This is a genomic window from Acutalibacter intestini (assembly GCF_034334985.1).
In the GTDB taxonomy this organism is placed as follows: domain Bacteria; phylum Bacillota; class Clostridia; order Oscillospirales; family Acutalibacteraceae; genus Acutalibacter; species Acutalibacter intestini.
In genome coordinates this window covers 42,010-58,117 of sequence record NZ_JAWXXL010000018.1, presented here as the reverse complement: position 1 = coordinate 58,117, position 16,108 = coordinate 42,010, and the positions used below count along the sequence as shown (strand labels likewise).

Below are 16,108 nucleotides of genomic sequence, written 5' to 3'. Positions count from 1 at the left end.
GCGTTTCACTCCACCAAAATCCGGCGGGGCCGCGGGGTTCGACCGCCCAAAGCAAAATCTTTCCACCACATTGACAAACACCCCTTATTCGTGCTACAATTTAAATTAGTTAGGGGGGGATAACTTATGGTACTACTGGATTGCCCCGCAGCCAGCGTCTGGCAGGTGGAGGCCCTGAACCTGCCCTTGGAGCTGGGCCGCAGGCTGGAAGCCCTGGGCATGATACCCGGTAGCCGGGTGGCTGTGCTGCGCAAGAAGCGCCGGGGCGCCATGATTATTACTGTGCGGGGAACCCGCTTCGCTGTGGGCCAAGACATCGCCGCCCATATCACCGTGAAAGAGGAAGGAGGCCCCCGCCATGCCCCGTGAAATTACCATTGGCTTTGCCGGAAATCCCAACTGCGGCAAGACCACTCTGTTTAACGCTTATACTGGCGCAAACCTAAAGGTAGCCAACTGGCCCGGGGTTACAGTGGAGAAAAAGGAGGGCCGGTTTAAGTTTCACAACAGCGACTACCGCCTGGTGGACCTGCCTGGGGCCTATAGCCTGACCTGTTACACCATGGAAGAGCAGGTCACCCGGCAGTACATTCTTAGCAACGAGGTGGACGTGATTATTGACGTAGCCGACGCCTCGGCGTTGCAGCGGAACCTGTATCTTACCCTACAGCTCATTGAGCTGGGCAAGCCGGTCATTCTGGCCCTGAACATGATGGATATTGTGGAAAAGCGGGGCATGGAGATTGACACCCACCGGCTGCCGGAGATGCTGGGCATTCCGGTCATTCCCGTGTCCGCCCGGAGAAAGACCGGCCTAGACATCCTGATGCATGCCGCCGCCCACCATATGGGCCGTCCGGCGGACACGCCGCTGATCCACCACCATGGGAACGGGGCCGCAACAAAGAGCACAAGAGAACCCCCCCGCCCGGGCGGTTCCCGGCACAGGCGCCAGCGCCACGCGGAGTACGCCATGGTGTACAGCGACCGGATCGAAGATAAAATTGACCTGTTGATAGACAGCCTGACCACCCGCTGGCCGAACCTGCCAAATCCCCGCTGGCACGCCATTAAAATGTTGGAGGGCGACCGGGAGATCCTGGAAAAATATCCCCTGAACCTGCCGGAGGTGCTGGACCGCAGCTACGAGCAGGACATCATCAACGAGAAATACGACTTTATCGACGAGATCATTCAGGAGGTCATGGTCAATAAGGAGGAAAAAAGCGCTGTCACAGACCGGGCCGACGATCTGTTAACCCATCGGGTGTGGGGCCTGCCTATTTTCCTGCTCATTATGGCCGCGGTGTTCTTCCTGACCTTCACCGTGGGGGACTGGCTGAAGGAGTACTTCCAGCTGGGGCTGGACTGGTTTTCCGCCGGAGCTTTGGCCTGGCTGGAGGAAACAGGGGTAGCGCCCATGCTGGTCTCTCTGATCGTGGACGGAATCATTACCGGCGTGGGGGGCATCCTCACCTTTCTGCCCAATATTATCATCCTGTTTTTAGCACTGGCCTTTTTGGAGGACAGCGGCTACATGTCTCGGGTGGCCTATGTGATGGACGGCTTAATGGGCAGGCTGGGGCTGTCTGGCAGGGCCTTTATTCCCATGATTCTGGGCTTTGGGTGCAGTGTGCCGGCCATTATGGCCTCCCGGGCCCTAGAGAACCAGCGGGACCGGTACAAGACCATGCTGATCACCCCTTTTATGTCGTGCAGTGCCCGGCTGCCCATCTACGTGCTGTTTTCCCAGATGTTCTTCCCCCAGCACGCCATGCTGGCGGCCTACTCCATGTACATACTGGGGATGCTGGTGGCTGTGGCCGCGGCGTTTATTATGCGGCTGATGGAACGGGGCGGGAAGAGCGCAAATGCTAAGAGCATAAATGCCAAGAGCATAAATGCCAAGAGCATAAATGCTCTTCTCATTGAACTGCCAGAGTACAAGGCGCCCAGCGCCCACACCGTCTTTATCTACGTATGGGAAAAGGTGAAGGACTACTTAACCAGGGCGGGCACCATCATCTTTGTGGCCTCTATTATTATGTGGGTCCTGCTGAATTTCGGCCCCCAGGGTTATTCCACGGATATGAGCAACACCTTTGGCTCTCTGCTGGGGCGGTGGCTGGTGCCTTTCTTTGGGCCAGTGGGGCTTGGCTACTGGCAGATTGTGGTGGCCCTCATTGCGGGCATTTCCGCCAAAGAGGTGGTGGTGTCCAGCTGCGCCGTGCTGTTCAGCGTGAATAACGTGAACTCGGCGGCAGGCATGGCCAGCCTCTCGGCCATTTTGAGCAGCATGGGCTTTGGCCCGGCCAATGCCTTGGCGCTGATGACCTTCTCTCTGCTGTACACCCCCTGTGCGGCCACCCTGGCCACTATCAAAAAGGAGACCGGCAGCTGGCGCTGGACGGTCTTTGCCGGAGCATTTCAAATCGCCACGGCCTGGGTGGTCAGCTTTCTTGTGTACCGCTTAGCGGCGCTCTTCTTGTAAAGCAAAAAACGCCGTTTTTTTAGGAAGGCTGCCCAAGCGGAGAGGATTTCTACAAGAGGGCGTAGCCCCTTTAGCAAAAAAGAGACACAAAGGGGAAAGGCTCTGCCTTTCCCCTTTGCTTTCTCTAGAGTCTGTTTGAAAACTTCGAAACACGGTCTGTTTTGCTCAGAAATGGTGGCTTCGGCGTCAAAAATCCTGGAAAGGCGCCAGCATTTCTCCGGTTTTAAAACAGACTCTAGGGCTTGTTTGAAACATCGAAAACGCCGTCTTTTTGCCCCGAAGAGGCCCTGCGTTGAAAATCTCCGTCAACCGGCTAGGCTGACTTGCGGGATTCTCCTTGCCATGGACCTCCCCGGGTCGGTCAAAAATCCGTCTTTCTCTACTGGGGCTTGTTTGAAAAATCGAAAACGTCGTCTTTTTTGCCATAAGAGGCCACTTTCTACGTCGAAAATCCTCGTCAATCGCCAGATTGCCGTAGTTAGCGCAGCTAACTACAGCGGTTCTTCTCCTTGAAATTGTCCCCTTCTGGCCCAAAATTCGTCTTTTCCTCTATTTTCAAACAAGCCCTAGGTTCAAACAAGCCCTAAGCGATGAAGAATATGCCGTTCATTATAGATAGAGGGGCGCAGTTCTTGATGCATAAAGCCAGTAAGGCTAAATCAGCGGCCCCGCCAGGTCCCGCAGGTCCCCCCGCTGCTCCTGCCACCAGGCAGTCAGCTGGTCAAAATTCTCGTCCGGCTCTGCCAGCAGCCGGGCCAGCTGGTCCAGCTCTTCCAGCCGGCGGGCGGGCAGCTCCTCTTGGCCGCCCAGGAATCCCCCCAGGTACCGGGGGTAAAACACATAGGAGATCTCATGGTTCATCAGGGCGTAGAAGTCGTACACCAGGTACCGGGCCAGGGCCCGCAGGCCCCGGGTGCCCCGGCAGTCGGCATAGAGGAAGCGTTCACCATCTTCCTCTCCGGCCCGAACTTTCAGCCAGGCCTCTGCCGCCCAGTCGAACTGGCCGTGGTCCATGTCATAGGGGGTAAAGGGCAGGTCCAGGCCGTCGTACAGGCCGTCCGCGTCAAAGGTGACCCAGCGGTCCTCTTCCTCGTTCCAGATCTGGTTGATCCAGTGGTCCATGCTGGCCCCAGGCTGAATGTACGGGGCATACCCCGCCCGGCAGCGGCAGGGCACGCCCTTGGCCTTGTAGATAGAGGCCACCAGCACAGCCACAAAGCGGCAGGTAAGCACCAGCTTGTCCTCCACCCGGCGGTCCGGCACAAAGCCCCGGGGGTCCAGGCGGAACAGCCCGGCGGCCATGGCCGGGGCGGTCAGGTAGATGTCATCCTCGCAGGGCAGGCGGCCCTGGGGCCAGCGTGTCATGTCCCCATAGCGCAGGTCCGCGTTGGCAAAGGCGTTGCCCTGGGCCAGGGTGACCCGGTGGATGATCTGATGGGAAATCAGCTCCGAAAGCTCCCGGGGGCTATTGGGCAGGGTGCGGAAATAGTCCGCGTATAGGCCGGGGTAGGTAAAGGGCCCGGTCTGTAGGTAATGTTGGCGAAGTTCAGCTGGCAGCATAACGTAACCTCCTTAAAATGTTGGAAAAAAGGCGCAACGCGCCGTGGGATTCTTAAGGGACGGGTTGTCCCTTAAGCGGGGTGTGGGGCGGCGCCCCACGACCTTGCCCTTAAACCTGAGAAGCGCATTGCGGGGAGGGGGGCCCGCGAAGCGGGGGAGGGGGGCTTGCAAGAAAAAGCACCCCTCCGGCCAGCCACCGCGCCAGCCACTGTAGGCAAGGGTTTCCTCATAGCGGCTCCCGGTCCTGCCCGGTTTCCCCCGCGAAGCGGGCGCAGCCCGTCCGCCGCTGAACCAGCTTCCTCCGCGCCGCAAGGCCCCCGGATGGGCATTTTCTTTGAAAATGCCCATAATTTGTCTGACGACGGGAAGGCCTCCGGCGCAAAGCGGCGCGCCTCCGGCAAGGTCGCCTCCGGCGGCCAGGGCTACTCGAGTCTCGGCTGCCGCCTCGGTCGGTTCGCGGCTTGTCTGCCACTGGCAGACGCTCACCCCTGGACCTCGCCAGCGCCCCGCGCGCGCTGGACCGCGCTCTCACTGGCGTCCCCCCGCCCCTCTGCCCTTATTATACGCCAGCGCCCCGCCTTTTTTCCTGTCTTTTCGGGAACATTTTTGTCCGCGCCGGGGCTCTTTCAAAAATTAGTCTGGCATTGCGGCCCAGTTTGTGATAGAATGTGCTTGACAAAGCTTCCCTTTGCAAAGGCGCGGGGAAGGACCAACCATTACAATACAATGGACGGAGAAAGGAATGGCCAGTCTTATGGAAAACAAGGCAAAGTTTTTTTTCAGCCCAGAAAACCGCGTGGCGCCCCTGGGAATTATTACCTTGGAGGGCGCGGAAGAGCTTTCCGCGAAGATCGACGCCCATCTGGTGCGCTGGGCCCGGGAGGCCGGTATGGAGGTAGACACCTTTTGCCTGCGCAGCAGCTGCCCCCGGTTTACCTCTGGCGACGCCAAGGGCATCATTGAGCAGACCGTTCGGGGCTACGACCTGTTTTTTGTGGTGGATGTGGGCAACTACAGCCCCACCTACCCCTTCTTCGGCATGGAAAACCACATGTCCCCGGACGACCATTTCCAAAACCTGAAGCGGCTGATTCAGGCCACCAGCGGCAAGGCCCACCGCATTAACGTGATTATGCCCGTGCTATACGGCGGCCGCCAGCACCGCCGCAGCTACCGGGAGTCTTTGGACTGCGCCTTTGCCCTGCAAGAGCTGCAAAGCATGGGGGTGGAAAACGTGGTTACCTTTGACGCCCACGACCCCCGGGTGCAGAACGCCGTGCCCCTGATGGGCTTTGACAACCTGAAAGCCTCTTATCAGGTGCTGAAAAAGATGCTGCGCAGCTTTCCGGACCTGGCCATTGACCGGGACAGTTTTATGGTGGTCAGCCCCGACGAGGGCGCCCTGGACCGCAACATGTTCTTTGCCTCTGTAATGGAGGTGGAGATGGGCATGTTCTACAAGCGCCGGGACTACTCCACCTTTGTAGACGGCCGCAACCCCATTGTGGCCCACGAGTACCTGGGCTCGGACGTAGAGGGCAAGGACATCTTTGTGGCGGACGACATTATCGCCACGGGCGATTCCATGCTGGACCTGGCCGCCCGGCTAAAGGCCCGCAGGGCCCGGCGCATCTTTGTGTTCGCCACTTTCGCCATTTTTACCAAGGGCCTGGAGGCCTTTGACAAGGCCTACCGGGAGGGGCTGATTGACGGGGTGTTTGGCACAAACCTGACCTACCGCACCGAAGAGCTGAAAAACCGCCCCTGGTTTTACGAGGTGGACGTTTCTAAATATATTTCATACTATGTATCAGCCCTAAACCATGATATGGCGGTAAGCAGGCTCATCGACCCCCACGAGAAGATGAGCGTGCTGCTGGACAAGTGCCGGGAAGAGCGGGAAAAGGAACAGAACCAGCAGCTAAGCTTTTAGGGCTTGTTTAAAAAAATGGGGAACGCCGTCTTTTGGGGAGATGGGGCGGAACGCCCCGTATTTTTGGCGTAAAGCAGAATCCCTGGCTGGACGCGAGGACTTTTTTACCGGGGATTATGAAAAAATTTGTCAGGAGTTGGTTGGATTCATTCATTGGTGAGGTGATCGCACATTGTTTGACAGATTGCGGGAGGACATTGACGCAGTAATGCGGCGGGATCCGGCGGCCCGGTCCCGGCTGGAGGTATATTTTCTCTATTCTGGGTTCAAGGCAGTGCGGGCCTACCGCCGGGCCCACTGGTTCCAGCGGCATGGCATGAAGTTTCTGGCCCGGGCCATCTCCCAAAGCGCCCGGCGGCGGACCGGCATTGAGATACACCCAGGGGCTAAGATTGGCCGGGGGCTGTTTATTGATCATGGCATGGGGGTGGTGATTGGCGAGACCACGGAGATTGGCGACAACTGCACCCTGTACCAAAATGTGACCCTGGGCGGCACAGGCAAGGACCAGGGGAAGCGCCACCCCACCCTGGGCAACAACGTGCTGGTGGGGGCCGGGGCCAAGGTGCTGGGGCCCTTTACTGTGGGGGATAACGCCCGGGTGGCCGCTGGCGCGGTGGTGCTGGACACGGTTCCGGCCAATGCCACGGCAGTAGGCGTGCCGGCCCGGGTGGTGCGCATTGCGGGACAAAAGGTGGCCAATGAGCAGCTGGACCAGAACCACGTGGCGGACCCGGTTTCCATGGAGCTGTGCCGCCTGCGCAGCGAACTGGTGCGGCTGGAAGCCAAGGTGGCCGAGCTGGCCAAAGCCACCGCAAGCCCAAACGAGGGAACCGCGTAGCGAAAATGGGTGCAGGGACAGTTCCCTGCCGGGGGTGCGGGGCAAGAAGCCCCGCGGCCTTGCCCTTGCGGCGCGGAAAGGAATAAACGGGCGCAGTGGCCTCCTGGGCAAAAAAACGCCCGGATAAGGGGCGGGCCTGTAATAAAGATACTTCCCAAGTGAATAAACCCCAGTAAAAAACAAAATAAATTATCATGACGGCAAAAAGCCACAGCAAAAGGAGGAATGCTGCCATGCAGCTGACAAATACCCTGACCATGAAAAAGGAGGAGTTTATCCCCCACATCCCTAAAAGGGTGAAAATGTATACCTGCGGCCCCACGGTCTACGGGTTTGCCCATATTGGCAACCTGCGCACCTATATTATGGAAGATACCCTGGAAAAGGCCCTGGGCTACGCGGGCTTTCAAGTGGACCGGGTGATGAATATTACCGATGTGGGGCACCTAAGCTCGGACGCGGACACCGGGGAGGACAAGATGCTGAAGGGCGCCAAGCGGGAGCACAAGACCGTGATGGAGATTGCGGCCTTTTACACCCAGGCTTTCTTTAAAGACTGCGACAAGTTGAATATTCGTAAACCTGATACCGTGGTGCCTGCCACAGGCTGCATTGACGACTTTATCCACATGGTGTCCGTGCTGCTGGAAAAGGGCTACGCCTATTTGGCAGGGGGCAACGTGTATTTTGACACCTCTAAACTGAAGAATTACTATGTGTTCGGCAACCAGACCGGCGAGGACCTGGCGGTAGCGGTGCGGGACAGCGTGGAGGCGGACGAGAACAAGCGGAACAAAACAGACTTTGTGCTGTGGTTCACCAAATCCAAGTTTGAGGACCAGGAACTGAAATGGCAGAGCCCCTGGGGCCTGGGGTACCCGGGCTGGCACATTGAATGCTCGTCCATCAGCATTAAAAACCTGGGGGAGTACCTGGACATCCACTGCGGGGGCATTGATAACGCCTTTCCCCACCACACCAACGAGATTGCCCAAAGCGAGGCCTACCTGGGCCACCCCTGGTGCAAATACTGGTTCCATGTGCTGCACCTGAATGACGCCAGCGGGAAAATCAGCAAGTCCAAGGGAGCAAAGCTGACGGTGTCTTTGCTGGAGGAGAAGGGCTACAACCCCCTGTGCTACCGGCTGTTTACCTTGCAGTCTCATTACCGCAAGCCCCTGGTGTTCTCCTTTGAGAGCCTGGACAACGCCACCCGGGCCTATGAAAAGCTGACCGCCCGTGTCGCGGGGCTTTCCAAAGAGGGCCAGCCAGACCTGGAAGAAGCGAAGCCCTATCAGGAGAAATTTAAAGAGGCCCTGGAAAACGACCTGAACACCTCTTTGGCCCTTACGGCCCTGTACGACATGCTGAAAGCGGATTTGAGCGACGCCACCAAGCGGTATTTGGTGGCGGACTTTGACCAGGTGCTGTCTTTGGACCTGCTGGCCGCGGGGGAAAAGGCCCAGGCCCCGGCGGTGTCCCCAGAAGAGGCGGCGGAAATTGAGAATTTGATTGAGCGCCGGGCCCAGGCCAGAAAAGCCAAGGACTGGGCCGCCGCAGACGCCATTCGGGATGAGCTGGCAGCCCGTCATGTGGTGCTGAAAGATACCCCGAATGGGGTGGAGTGGCACAAAGAGTAACCAGAAAGCGCATACTGTATGGAAAAAAGGTTTGAGTTTGACGGGGTCCTGCACGAAATACCGGAAAAGGGCGGGGCCTATGTAGTATTTCCTTGGAACGTTCCAGAGGTTTTTGGAAAAGGACGGGCAAAGGTACACGTGGAGTTTGACGGCATTCCCTACAGCGGCAGCGTGGTAAACATGGGGCTTAAGACCCCGGAGGGCCAGGTCTGCTATATCATAGGGGTATTAAAGGCCATTCGGGAAAAACTGGGGAAAAAAAGAGGGAGACACGCTTCATGTGGTGGTGGAGGAGCGGCCATAAAAAAGCCCGTCGGCGAAAGGGCTGACGCTCCACTGGATAGGATGTTAACCAAAGAAAAGAGGCAGGTTTCCCCGCCTCTTTCCCGCGTCACACAGACGCTAACAGATACCGTATTTCTTGGCGTATTCCATCACCACTTCCGACCAGTGGGGGCTTTTAAAGCTGGACTGGATGTCTTCGGGGGCGATGTAGGCTCCGTTCTGAATGGCCTGTACCGCCGCCTCGGCGAACATGGCCTCGCGGGTGTAGGGCTCGGCCATGTGCTTCTCGAACTCCATGTTCATCTTCAGGTCCACGCCGCCGACCGCTCCCATATAAAAAAAGCTGTCTTTGCCCAGCAGCTGCCCCATGCGCTCCAAGCACTCTACGCCCTGGCGCATTTGGGCAATGGTGGCCATGCGGGTAAACTCTTCGGGCCGTTTTTTCTCCATTTGTCTCTCACCTCCCATGAGAATATTGTCAATGGTGGTTTCCAACGCCTCCGCCAGGCTGGGCAGCAGGCTGATGTCGGGCAGGGTCTCGCCGCGCTCCCACTTGCTGACCGCCTGAAAGGAGATGTGCAGGCGCTCCCCCAGCTGGGCCTGGGTCAGCTGCCGGCGTTTGCGAAGCTGGTGGATGTGGGTCCCCACCTTGATGGGATCTGGTTCCATTGTCGGTCCCTCCTTATAGTTAACACAGTTCCAAAGAGGTAGGATACTTCTTTTGAACCATGCGGCGCAGCCGCCCAGCTTAAAAATCGGTAAGTACCGATTTTCAAGTGTGTTTACTATATATGCTCTGCGCGCTTTGCATGGTTCGATTGTATCACGGCCTGGGACAATGCGCAATAACCCGATCCGTTAACTTAGAAGTAGAAAACTAAACCATAGGTTGAGCCCAGCGGGCCTTTGCCCGGGACGGCAGTAAACCAAAACAAAGGAGTTTATGATCATGGACATTTCAGGCAGCCGCGCCATGGAGCTTTTGCAAAAAATCGGTTTTACCCGGGTGGCAGGTTCCCCAGAAGAGCTGCGGGCGGCGGAGATTTTAAAGGCGGAGTGCGAGGCCATTGGTGTGCCCGCCCAGCTGGAAAAATTTGAGATAGAGGACGCGGAGATAGAGACCGCCACCTTGGAAATTTTGGAGCCCTACTACCAGGCATATCCGGTGACTGGCTATAAATGCGCCAAAAACACCTACCAGGGGGGCCTGACGGCGGACTTTCTCAATGTGGAGACCCCGGTGGACCTGGCCGGGGCGGAGGGGAAGATTGTACTGGTCCAGGATTTTTTGCGGGTGCCCCTGTTCCGGGACCTGATGAAAGCCGGGGTGGCTGGAATTGTCACCCTGGAGGGGGACCTGCGGGACAAGCGGGAGGAAACAGACCTTTCCACCCGCAAGCTGCGCCGCACCCTGCGGGCTTTTGGCAATGTGCCCATGGTGCACACCCGGGTGGCGGATGCTTTTGACATGGTGCGGCGGGGGGCTGCCAGGGCCCGCATTGTGCTGAAAAACGACGTGGTAGAGCGGGTTTCTCACAATGTGGTGGCCAGCATTCCCGGCACGGACAAGCCAGAGGAGATCATCTCCTTTGGGGCCCACTATGACTCGGTGGATTTTTCTAAGGGCGTGTACGACAACGGCGCGGGGTCTGTGATCAACATGGAGATACTCCGCTGGTTTAAGGAGCACCCGCCCCGCCGCACGGTAAAGTTTATGTGGTACGGCAGCGAGGAGATTGGCCTGGAGGGCAGCTGGGCCTATGTAAAGGCCCACAAGGACGAGCTGAAGGACCACCTGCTGATGATTAACGTGGACGTGGGCGGGCCGGTGCTGGGCAGGGACACCATTGGGGTGACGGCCTGCCAGGAGCTGGTGAACTACCTGGAGTACAGCGCCCAGGTGCGGGGCATCTCCGCCCTGGTGAAGCAGCAAATCTACTCCAGCGATTCCATTCCCTTTGCGGATAGCGGCGTGCCCGCGGTGAACTTCTGCCGGGGCGGCGCAAAGGGGGCCGCCTATATTCACGACCGGTTTGACACCCTGGATTTTCTTTCCGCCGGGGCGCTGGAAAAAACGGCCCGGTCGGTCCTGGCCTTTGGCCAGGATATGGTGAACGCCGTGGCTTTCCCGGTAAAGCGGGAGATTCCGGAGAACATGGTAAAAGAAGTGGAGAAGTACCTGTATAAAAAGGAACTGGCAGAGGCCCAGGCGGAAAAATGACCTTTGAACTTGTACCGGTAGGAGACTGTGCGTAAGACATGGCGCGGGCCCTATGGGTACAAGTTTTTTTGCCAGGAGAGCGCAAGGGCCGGCTTTGGCCGCCCCCCTTTCTGTACAAAGCCTTGCAAGCCTGGCCAAAATGTGGTAAAATCATTTTAATGTAAAATTCATTCACCTTTTGGAGGGATTTCTTATGAAATTAGGCGCGCAACTTTACACCCTTCGGGAATACACCCAAAACGAAAAGGACCTGGACTATTCCCTGGGCCGTGTGTCCGAAATGGGATACCAAACGGTGCAGCTCTCCGCCATTGGGCCCATTGCCCCCCAGCGGGTGCGGCAGCTCTGCGACAAGCACGGGCTGGAGATTGTGCTGACCCACACAGAACCTGGCCGCATTTTAAACGACACCCAGGCGGTGATTGAAGAGCATGAGGTCTTTGGCTGCCGGTACATTGGCATTGGCATGATGCCCAAAAAGTATCTTTCTCCAGAATGGCTCTGGCATTTTGCCGACGACTATCAAGAGCCGGCAAAGAAGATTGCGGCAGCCGGGAAGCTGCTGATGTACCACAACCATAATGTGGAGTTCCAGCGCTTTGGCGGCAAGCTGGTAATGGACGTTCTGCTGGAGAGCTTTGCCCCCGACGAGCTGGGCTTTACCCTGGATACTTATTGGGTGCAGATGGGCGGCGCGGACTTGTACGCCTGGCTAGAGAAGCTTTCCGGGCGCATTCCCTGCGTACACCTGAAGGACATGGCCGTAAACGGCTGGGAGCCAGTGATGGCCCCTGTGGGTGAGGGGAACATTGACTTTGGCAAGGTGCTGAAAACCCTGGCCCACTGCGGAACAGAGCATATTCTGGTAGAACAGGATGTGTGCCAGGGCAGCCCCTTTGACTGTCTGAAGCAGAGCCTGCGGAACATCCAAAAGCTGGAGACAGCCTAAAGCCGAAAAAAGCGGGACGCGGGGAAAACAGGAAGGAGAATATCTGTTTCCCCGCATTTACCAGAGAAAGGAGCAGCCATGAAAATCGGCAATGTAGAAATAAACGGCCTGGGGGCGCTGGCGCCTATGGCCGGGGCCAGCGACGCCGCCTTCCGGCAGCTCTGCCGGGAGTTTGGCGCGGCCTATACGGTTACAGAAATGGTCAGCTCTCGGGCTATGGACTACAACGACAGGAAAACCATGGAGCTGGCGGACATCTCCCACGACCAGGGGCCGGTGTTTATCCAGATCTTTGGCAGCGAGCCGGACTGTATGGCCCGGGCCGCTGAAAAAATGGCCGCCCTGGGCCCAGCGGGAATTGACATTAACATGGGCTGTCCCGCCCCAAAAATTGTGTCGTCTGGCGCGGGCTGCGCCCTGATGCGGGACCCCGCCCTGTGCGGAAAGATTGTCTCTGCTGTGAAAAAGGCCGTAAACCTGCCGGTTACTGTAAAAATGCGGGCTGGGTGGAGCTGGGGCAACGCCAACGCCCCAGAGGTGGCCAAGATATGCCAGGAGGCCGGGGCCGACGGGGTGTGCATCCACGGGCGCAGCCGGGACCAGTTTTACTCTGGCAAGGCAGACCCCGGCATTATGCGCCTGGTGAAGGAGGCGGTGGACATCCCTGTGATTGCCAACGGAGACGTGGGCGGGCCGGACGCGGCGGAGGCTCTTTTAAAAGAGACGGGCTGCGACATGGTGATGGTGGGCCGGGGCGCCCTGGGCAACCCCTGGATTTTTAGGGCCCTAAACCTGTACTTTAGCCCCCGGCGCCAGCACCTGCCCCCCCCGGATATGGAGGAAAAGCTGCGGGTGATGCGGCTGCACGCCCAGCGGATGTGTGAATATAAAGGGGAGGCCCGGGCCATGCTGGAAATGAGAAAGCACGCGGGGTGGTACCTTTCTGGGCTGCGGTGGGCTTCCCGGTACAAAAGGCAGACCGTGGGCCTGCACAAGCTGGAGGACCTGGACCTGATTATTCAGGGAATGCGTAAAATGACCAAGCTGGAACAGGCCGGCCAGCTACAGCCAAACGGCAAACGGGTGAACAGCACCCGCACAGTGCCAAGAATTGCCAAGCGGAAAGCGGCGGAGACAGGCCAAGATGCCCCGCAAAAGGAGGAATATGAATGAAGCTGTTGGTTCTTGATGGCAACAGCATACTAAACCGGGCCTTTTATGGCATTAAGCTGCTCTCTACCAAGGCCGGGGACTTTACCAACGGCATCTATGGATTTCTCACCATGTTTAAAAAGCTGGCGGAGGAGACCAGCCCGGACGCGGTGGCCATTGCCTTTGACATGCGGGCCCCTACCTTCCGGCATAAGCAGTATGCTGGGTACAAGTCTAATCGCAAGGGAATGCCAGAGGAGCTGGCCCAGCAGCTGCCAGTGCTACAGGAGCTTTTGGGGGATATGGGATACAAAATCGTCACCTGCGAGGGCTGGGAGGCAGACGACATCCTGGGCACCTTTGCCGCTGCCTGCGGGCAGACGGGAAACCGCTGCGTGATTGCCACCGGGGACCGGGACAGCTTACAGCTGGTTTCGCCCAGCACCACGGTGCGCCTGGCTACCACCAAGTTCGGCCAGCCCCAGGCCACGGTGTATGACGAGGCAAAGATTATGGAGGAGTACGGCGTTACCCCCCGGCAGATGATTGACCTAAAGGCCATACAGGGGGACAGCTCAGACTGCATCCCCGGGGTGGCAGGCATCGGCCCCAAAGGGGCCGGAGAGCTGGTACAACATTTCGGCTCGTTAGAGAATATCTACGCCAACTTGGAGGACCCGGCCATAAAGCCCAGCGCCCGAAAAAAGCTGGAGGCCAGCCGGGACAACGCCTTTTTGAGCTATGACCTGGGCACCATCCGCCAGAACGCGCCCATTGACACGGACATTGCCCACTATATAAAGGGCCCAGGGGACCCACAGAAAGCGGCCGGGACCATGGTGCGGCTGGAGCTATTCTCCCTTTTGGACAAGTTCGGGCTCTCGGCCCCCGTTGCCCCAGAGGAGGCTGCGGCTCCTGCCACAGGCCGGCCCTGGGTGAATGAGCTGCCCGACGGCGCCCCCCTGCTGCCCAGGCTGGAGGACGCAGGGGAGGCCTATTTCTACTGCCAATGGGACAAGGGCGGCGGGCTGGAGAGTCTGGTGTTCGCCCACAAAAACCAGCTGTGGCGGGTGGAACCGGACACGGCCTTTTTACAGGCGTTTCTGCCGGACCCGCTGATTAAAAAGTATACCCACGATATAAAGCCCCTGCACCGGCTGGCCCTCTCGCTGGGCCGCAAGGTAGAAAACGTGGGGATGGACACCGCCCTGGCGGCGTACCTGCTGAACCCCTCGGCCACAGGCTATGACGTGCCCCGGCTGGCGGCAGAGTACCGGGTGGCCCTGCCGGACTTTGAGGACCTGTCCCTGGGCTGTGCTGGGGCCATGCCCGGGCTGTGCGGGGCCCTCTCCAAGGAGATTGACAAAAACAACCAGCGGGAGCTGCTGGAAAATATTGAGATCCCCTTAAGCTATGTGCTGGCCCAGATGGAACACGTGGGCTTTTATGTGGACAGGCAGAGCATAGAGGACTATGGCAGGCAGATGGAGGGGGAGGTCCAGCGGCTGCACGACGCCATTATCCAGCAGGTGGGGTATGCCTTTAACATCAACTCCCCTAAGCAGCTGGGCGAGGCCTTGTTCGACAAGCTGGGTCTGCCCCACGGCAAAAAGACCAAAAGCGGCTGGTCCACCAACGCCGACGTGCTGGAAGAGCTGCGGTATATGCACCCTGTGGTGGACGACGTGCTGAAGTACCGGGCGGTGGCCAAGCTGAAGTCCACCTACTGCGACGGCCTCTTAAAGGTGGTGGGCCCTGACGGGCGCATCCATTCCAGCTTTAACCAAACCGAGACCCGCACGGGGCGTATCTCCAGCACAGAGCCCAACCTGCAAAATATCCCTGTGCGCACCCCCATGGGCCGGGAGCTGCGGAAGTTCTTTGCCGCCGGGCAGCCGGGCTGGGTTCTGGTGGACGCGGACTACAGCCAGATTGAGCTGCGGGTGCTGGCCCATGTGGCAGGAGACAGGGCTATGCGGGAGGACTTTTTGCAGGGGCACGATATCCACGCCTCCACAGCGGCCAGGGTGTTCGGTATGCCCCAGGAGCTGGTTACTAGCGAGCTGCGCAGCCGGGCCAAAGCGGTGAACTTTGGCATTGTGTATGGCATAGGGGCGTTTTCCCTGTCCAAGGACATTGGAGTCAGCCGCAAGGAGGCGGACGCCTATATTAAAGAGTACCTGCGCAACTACGCCGGGGTGGACCAGTATATGAAGAATGTGGCCCAAGAGGCCAAGGAGCGGGGCTATGTAGAGACCTTTTTCGGCCGGCGGCGATACCTGCCGGAGCTGAAAAGCAGCAGCTTTGTCACCCGGTCCTTTGGAGAGCGGGTGGCCAGGAACATGCCCATTCAGGGGGCGGCGGCGGATATTATCAAGATCGCCATGATCCGGGTGAGCAGGCGGCTGGAGCAGGAGGGCCTACGGGCCCGGATGATTTTGCAGGTGCATGACGAGCTGATTGTAGAGTGCCCTGAGGAGGAGCAGGAGCGGGTGAAGAAGCTGTTGGAGGAGGAGATGGAGCAGGCGGTGAACCTCTCGGTCCCCATGCAGGCAGAGGCGGGCGCGGGCCGCACCTGGTACGAAGCGAAAGGATAAAAAGAAAGGGAAAGCCAGGGCCTGAAATCGAAAAAGGTGCGAAGCGCCGTGGGGACAAGGGGACCAGTCCCCTTGCGGGGGTGGAGGGGGCAGCGCCCCTCCCCGCCGGAGGCGGCCTTGGTCCCTTGCCCTTGCGGCGCGAGGACAAGAAAGCGTGGGTCCCCCCAAGCCCCCGGCGCATAAACCGAAAAAGGGGTCACCCCTCTCGCGCCGCCAATAGACAGCGCCTTTCGCCGCTGCCAAGCAGCGCCGAAACAGCGGCCCACTAGCAGAACATTCCCCAGAAGCTCCCACCCCCCCCCCATCCCAAGAGCATTCCCCAGGGGAACGCCCTTATTGGCAAAAAAGCCGTTTTGGGGGTGACAGGGCTCCTCTGGCCCGGGCGGCTTCTGAATTTCCGCTGTTTCGGCTTTGCCGAAAAGCGCTGCTTTTTAGCGCG

General features: G+C 58.6%; 11 protein-coding genes and 1 pseudogene. 10 read left to right on the top strand and 2 right to left on the bottom strand.

Annotated elements, in window-relative coordinates; translation table 11 throughout:
* Window positions 1-126 precede the first annotated feature (126 nt).
* Together U8U68_RS13380 and feoB are read left to right on the top strand one after the other, a co-directional pair.
* Entirely contained in the window at window positions 127-369 is a 243-nt protein-coding gene (locus U8U68_RS13380) for a FeoA family protein (protein WP_322201581.1), read from the top strand.
* Window positions 359-2,491: a ferrous iron transport protein B gene (gene feoB, locus U8U68_RS13375; protein ID WP_322201578.1), complete on the top strand. Its 2,133-nt coding sequence runs from the start codon at window positions 359-361 to the stop codon at window positions 2,489-2,491. Before U8U68_RS13380 ends, feoB begins: the two co-directional genes overlap by 11 nt.
* A 654-nt stretch (window positions 2,492-3,145) precedes the next feature.
* Here feoB and U8U68_RS13370 read toward each other — a convergent pair.
* Entirely contained in the window at window positions 3,146-4,051 is a 906-nt protein-coding gene (locus U8U68_RS13370; RefSeq protein WP_322201576.1) for a transglutaminase-like domain-containing protein, read from the bottom strand.
* A gap of 754 nt (window positions 4,052-4,805) precedes the next feature.
* On the opposite strand from U8U68_RS13370, the gene U8U68_RS13365 reads away from it, so the two are divergent.
* The 4 genes and pseudogenes from U8U68_RS13365 to U8U68_RS13350 form a co-directional block, all read left to right on the top strand.
* On the top strand, window positions 4,806-5,984 hold the full coding sequence (locus tag U8U68_RS13365) for a ribose-phosphate pyrophosphokinase (RefSeq protein ID WP_322201574.1): 1,179 nt from the start codon (window positions 4,806-4,808) through the stop codon (window positions 5,982-5,984).
* A gap of 172 nt (window positions 5,985-6,156) precedes the next feature.
* A complete protein-coding gene (gene epsC, locus U8U68_RS13360; protein WP_322201572.1) occupies window positions 6,157-6,825 on the top strand; it encodes a serine O-acetyltransferase EpsC in 669 nt (222 codons plus the stop codon).
* A 233-nt stretch (window positions 6,826-7,058) separates the two neighbouring features.
* A complete protein-coding gene (gene cysS, locus U8U68_RS13355) occupies window positions 7,059-8,465 on the top strand; it encodes a cysteine--tRNA ligase (protein ID WP_322201570.1) in 1,407 nt (468 codons plus the stop codon).
* Window positions 8,466-8,483: 18 nt separating this feature from the next.
* Window positions 8,484-8,678 (top strand): annotated as a pseudogene (locus U8U68_RS13350) (DUF1905 domain-containing protein); the annotation flags it as partial.
* A gap of 189 nt (window positions 8,679-8,867) precedes the next feature.
* Here the strand turns inward: U8U68_RS13350 and U8U68_RS13345 are convergent.
* A complete protein-coding gene (locus tag U8U68_RS13345; protein ID WP_322201568.1) occupies window positions 8,868-9,419 on the bottom strand; it encodes a helix-turn-helix domain-containing protein in 552 nt (183 codons plus the stop codon).
* Window positions 9,420-9,699: 280 nt separating this feature from the next.
* Here U8U68_RS13345 and U8U68_RS13340 point away from each other — a divergent pair, with 280 nt between their 5' ends.
* The 4 genes from U8U68_RS13340 (at window position 9,700) to polA (ending at window position 15,669) form a co-directional block, all read left to right on the top strand.
* Window positions 9,700-10,971 carry a M28 family metallopeptidase gene (locus U8U68_RS13340; protein ID WP_322201566.1) on the top strand — a complete coding sequence of 424 codons (1,272 nt, stop codon included), beginning with the start codon at window positions 9,700-9,702 and terminating at the stop codon, window positions 10,969-10,971.
* 193 nt (window positions 10,972-11,164) lie between these two features.
* A complete protein-coding gene (locus tag U8U68_RS13335; RefSeq protein ID WP_322201564.1) occupies window positions 11,165-11,920 on the top strand; it encodes a sugar phosphate isomerase/epimerase family protein in 756 nt (251 codons plus the stop codon).
* Between the two features lie 78 nt (window positions 11,921-11,998).
* Window positions 11,999-13,093 carry a tRNA dihydrouridine synthase DusB gene (gene dusB, locus U8U68_RS13330; protein WP_322201562.1) on the top strand — a complete coding sequence of 365 codons (1,095 nt, stop codon included), beginning with the start codon at window positions 11,999-12,001 and terminating at the stop codon, window positions 13,091-13,093.
* Entirely contained in the window at window positions 13,090-15,669 is a 2,580-nt protein-coding gene (gene polA, locus U8U68_RS13325) for a DNA polymerase I (protein WP_322201560.1), read from the top strand. Before dusB ends, polA begins: the two co-directional genes overlap by 4 nt.
* The last annotated feature ends 439 nt before the right edge of the window (window positions 15,670-16,108 follow it).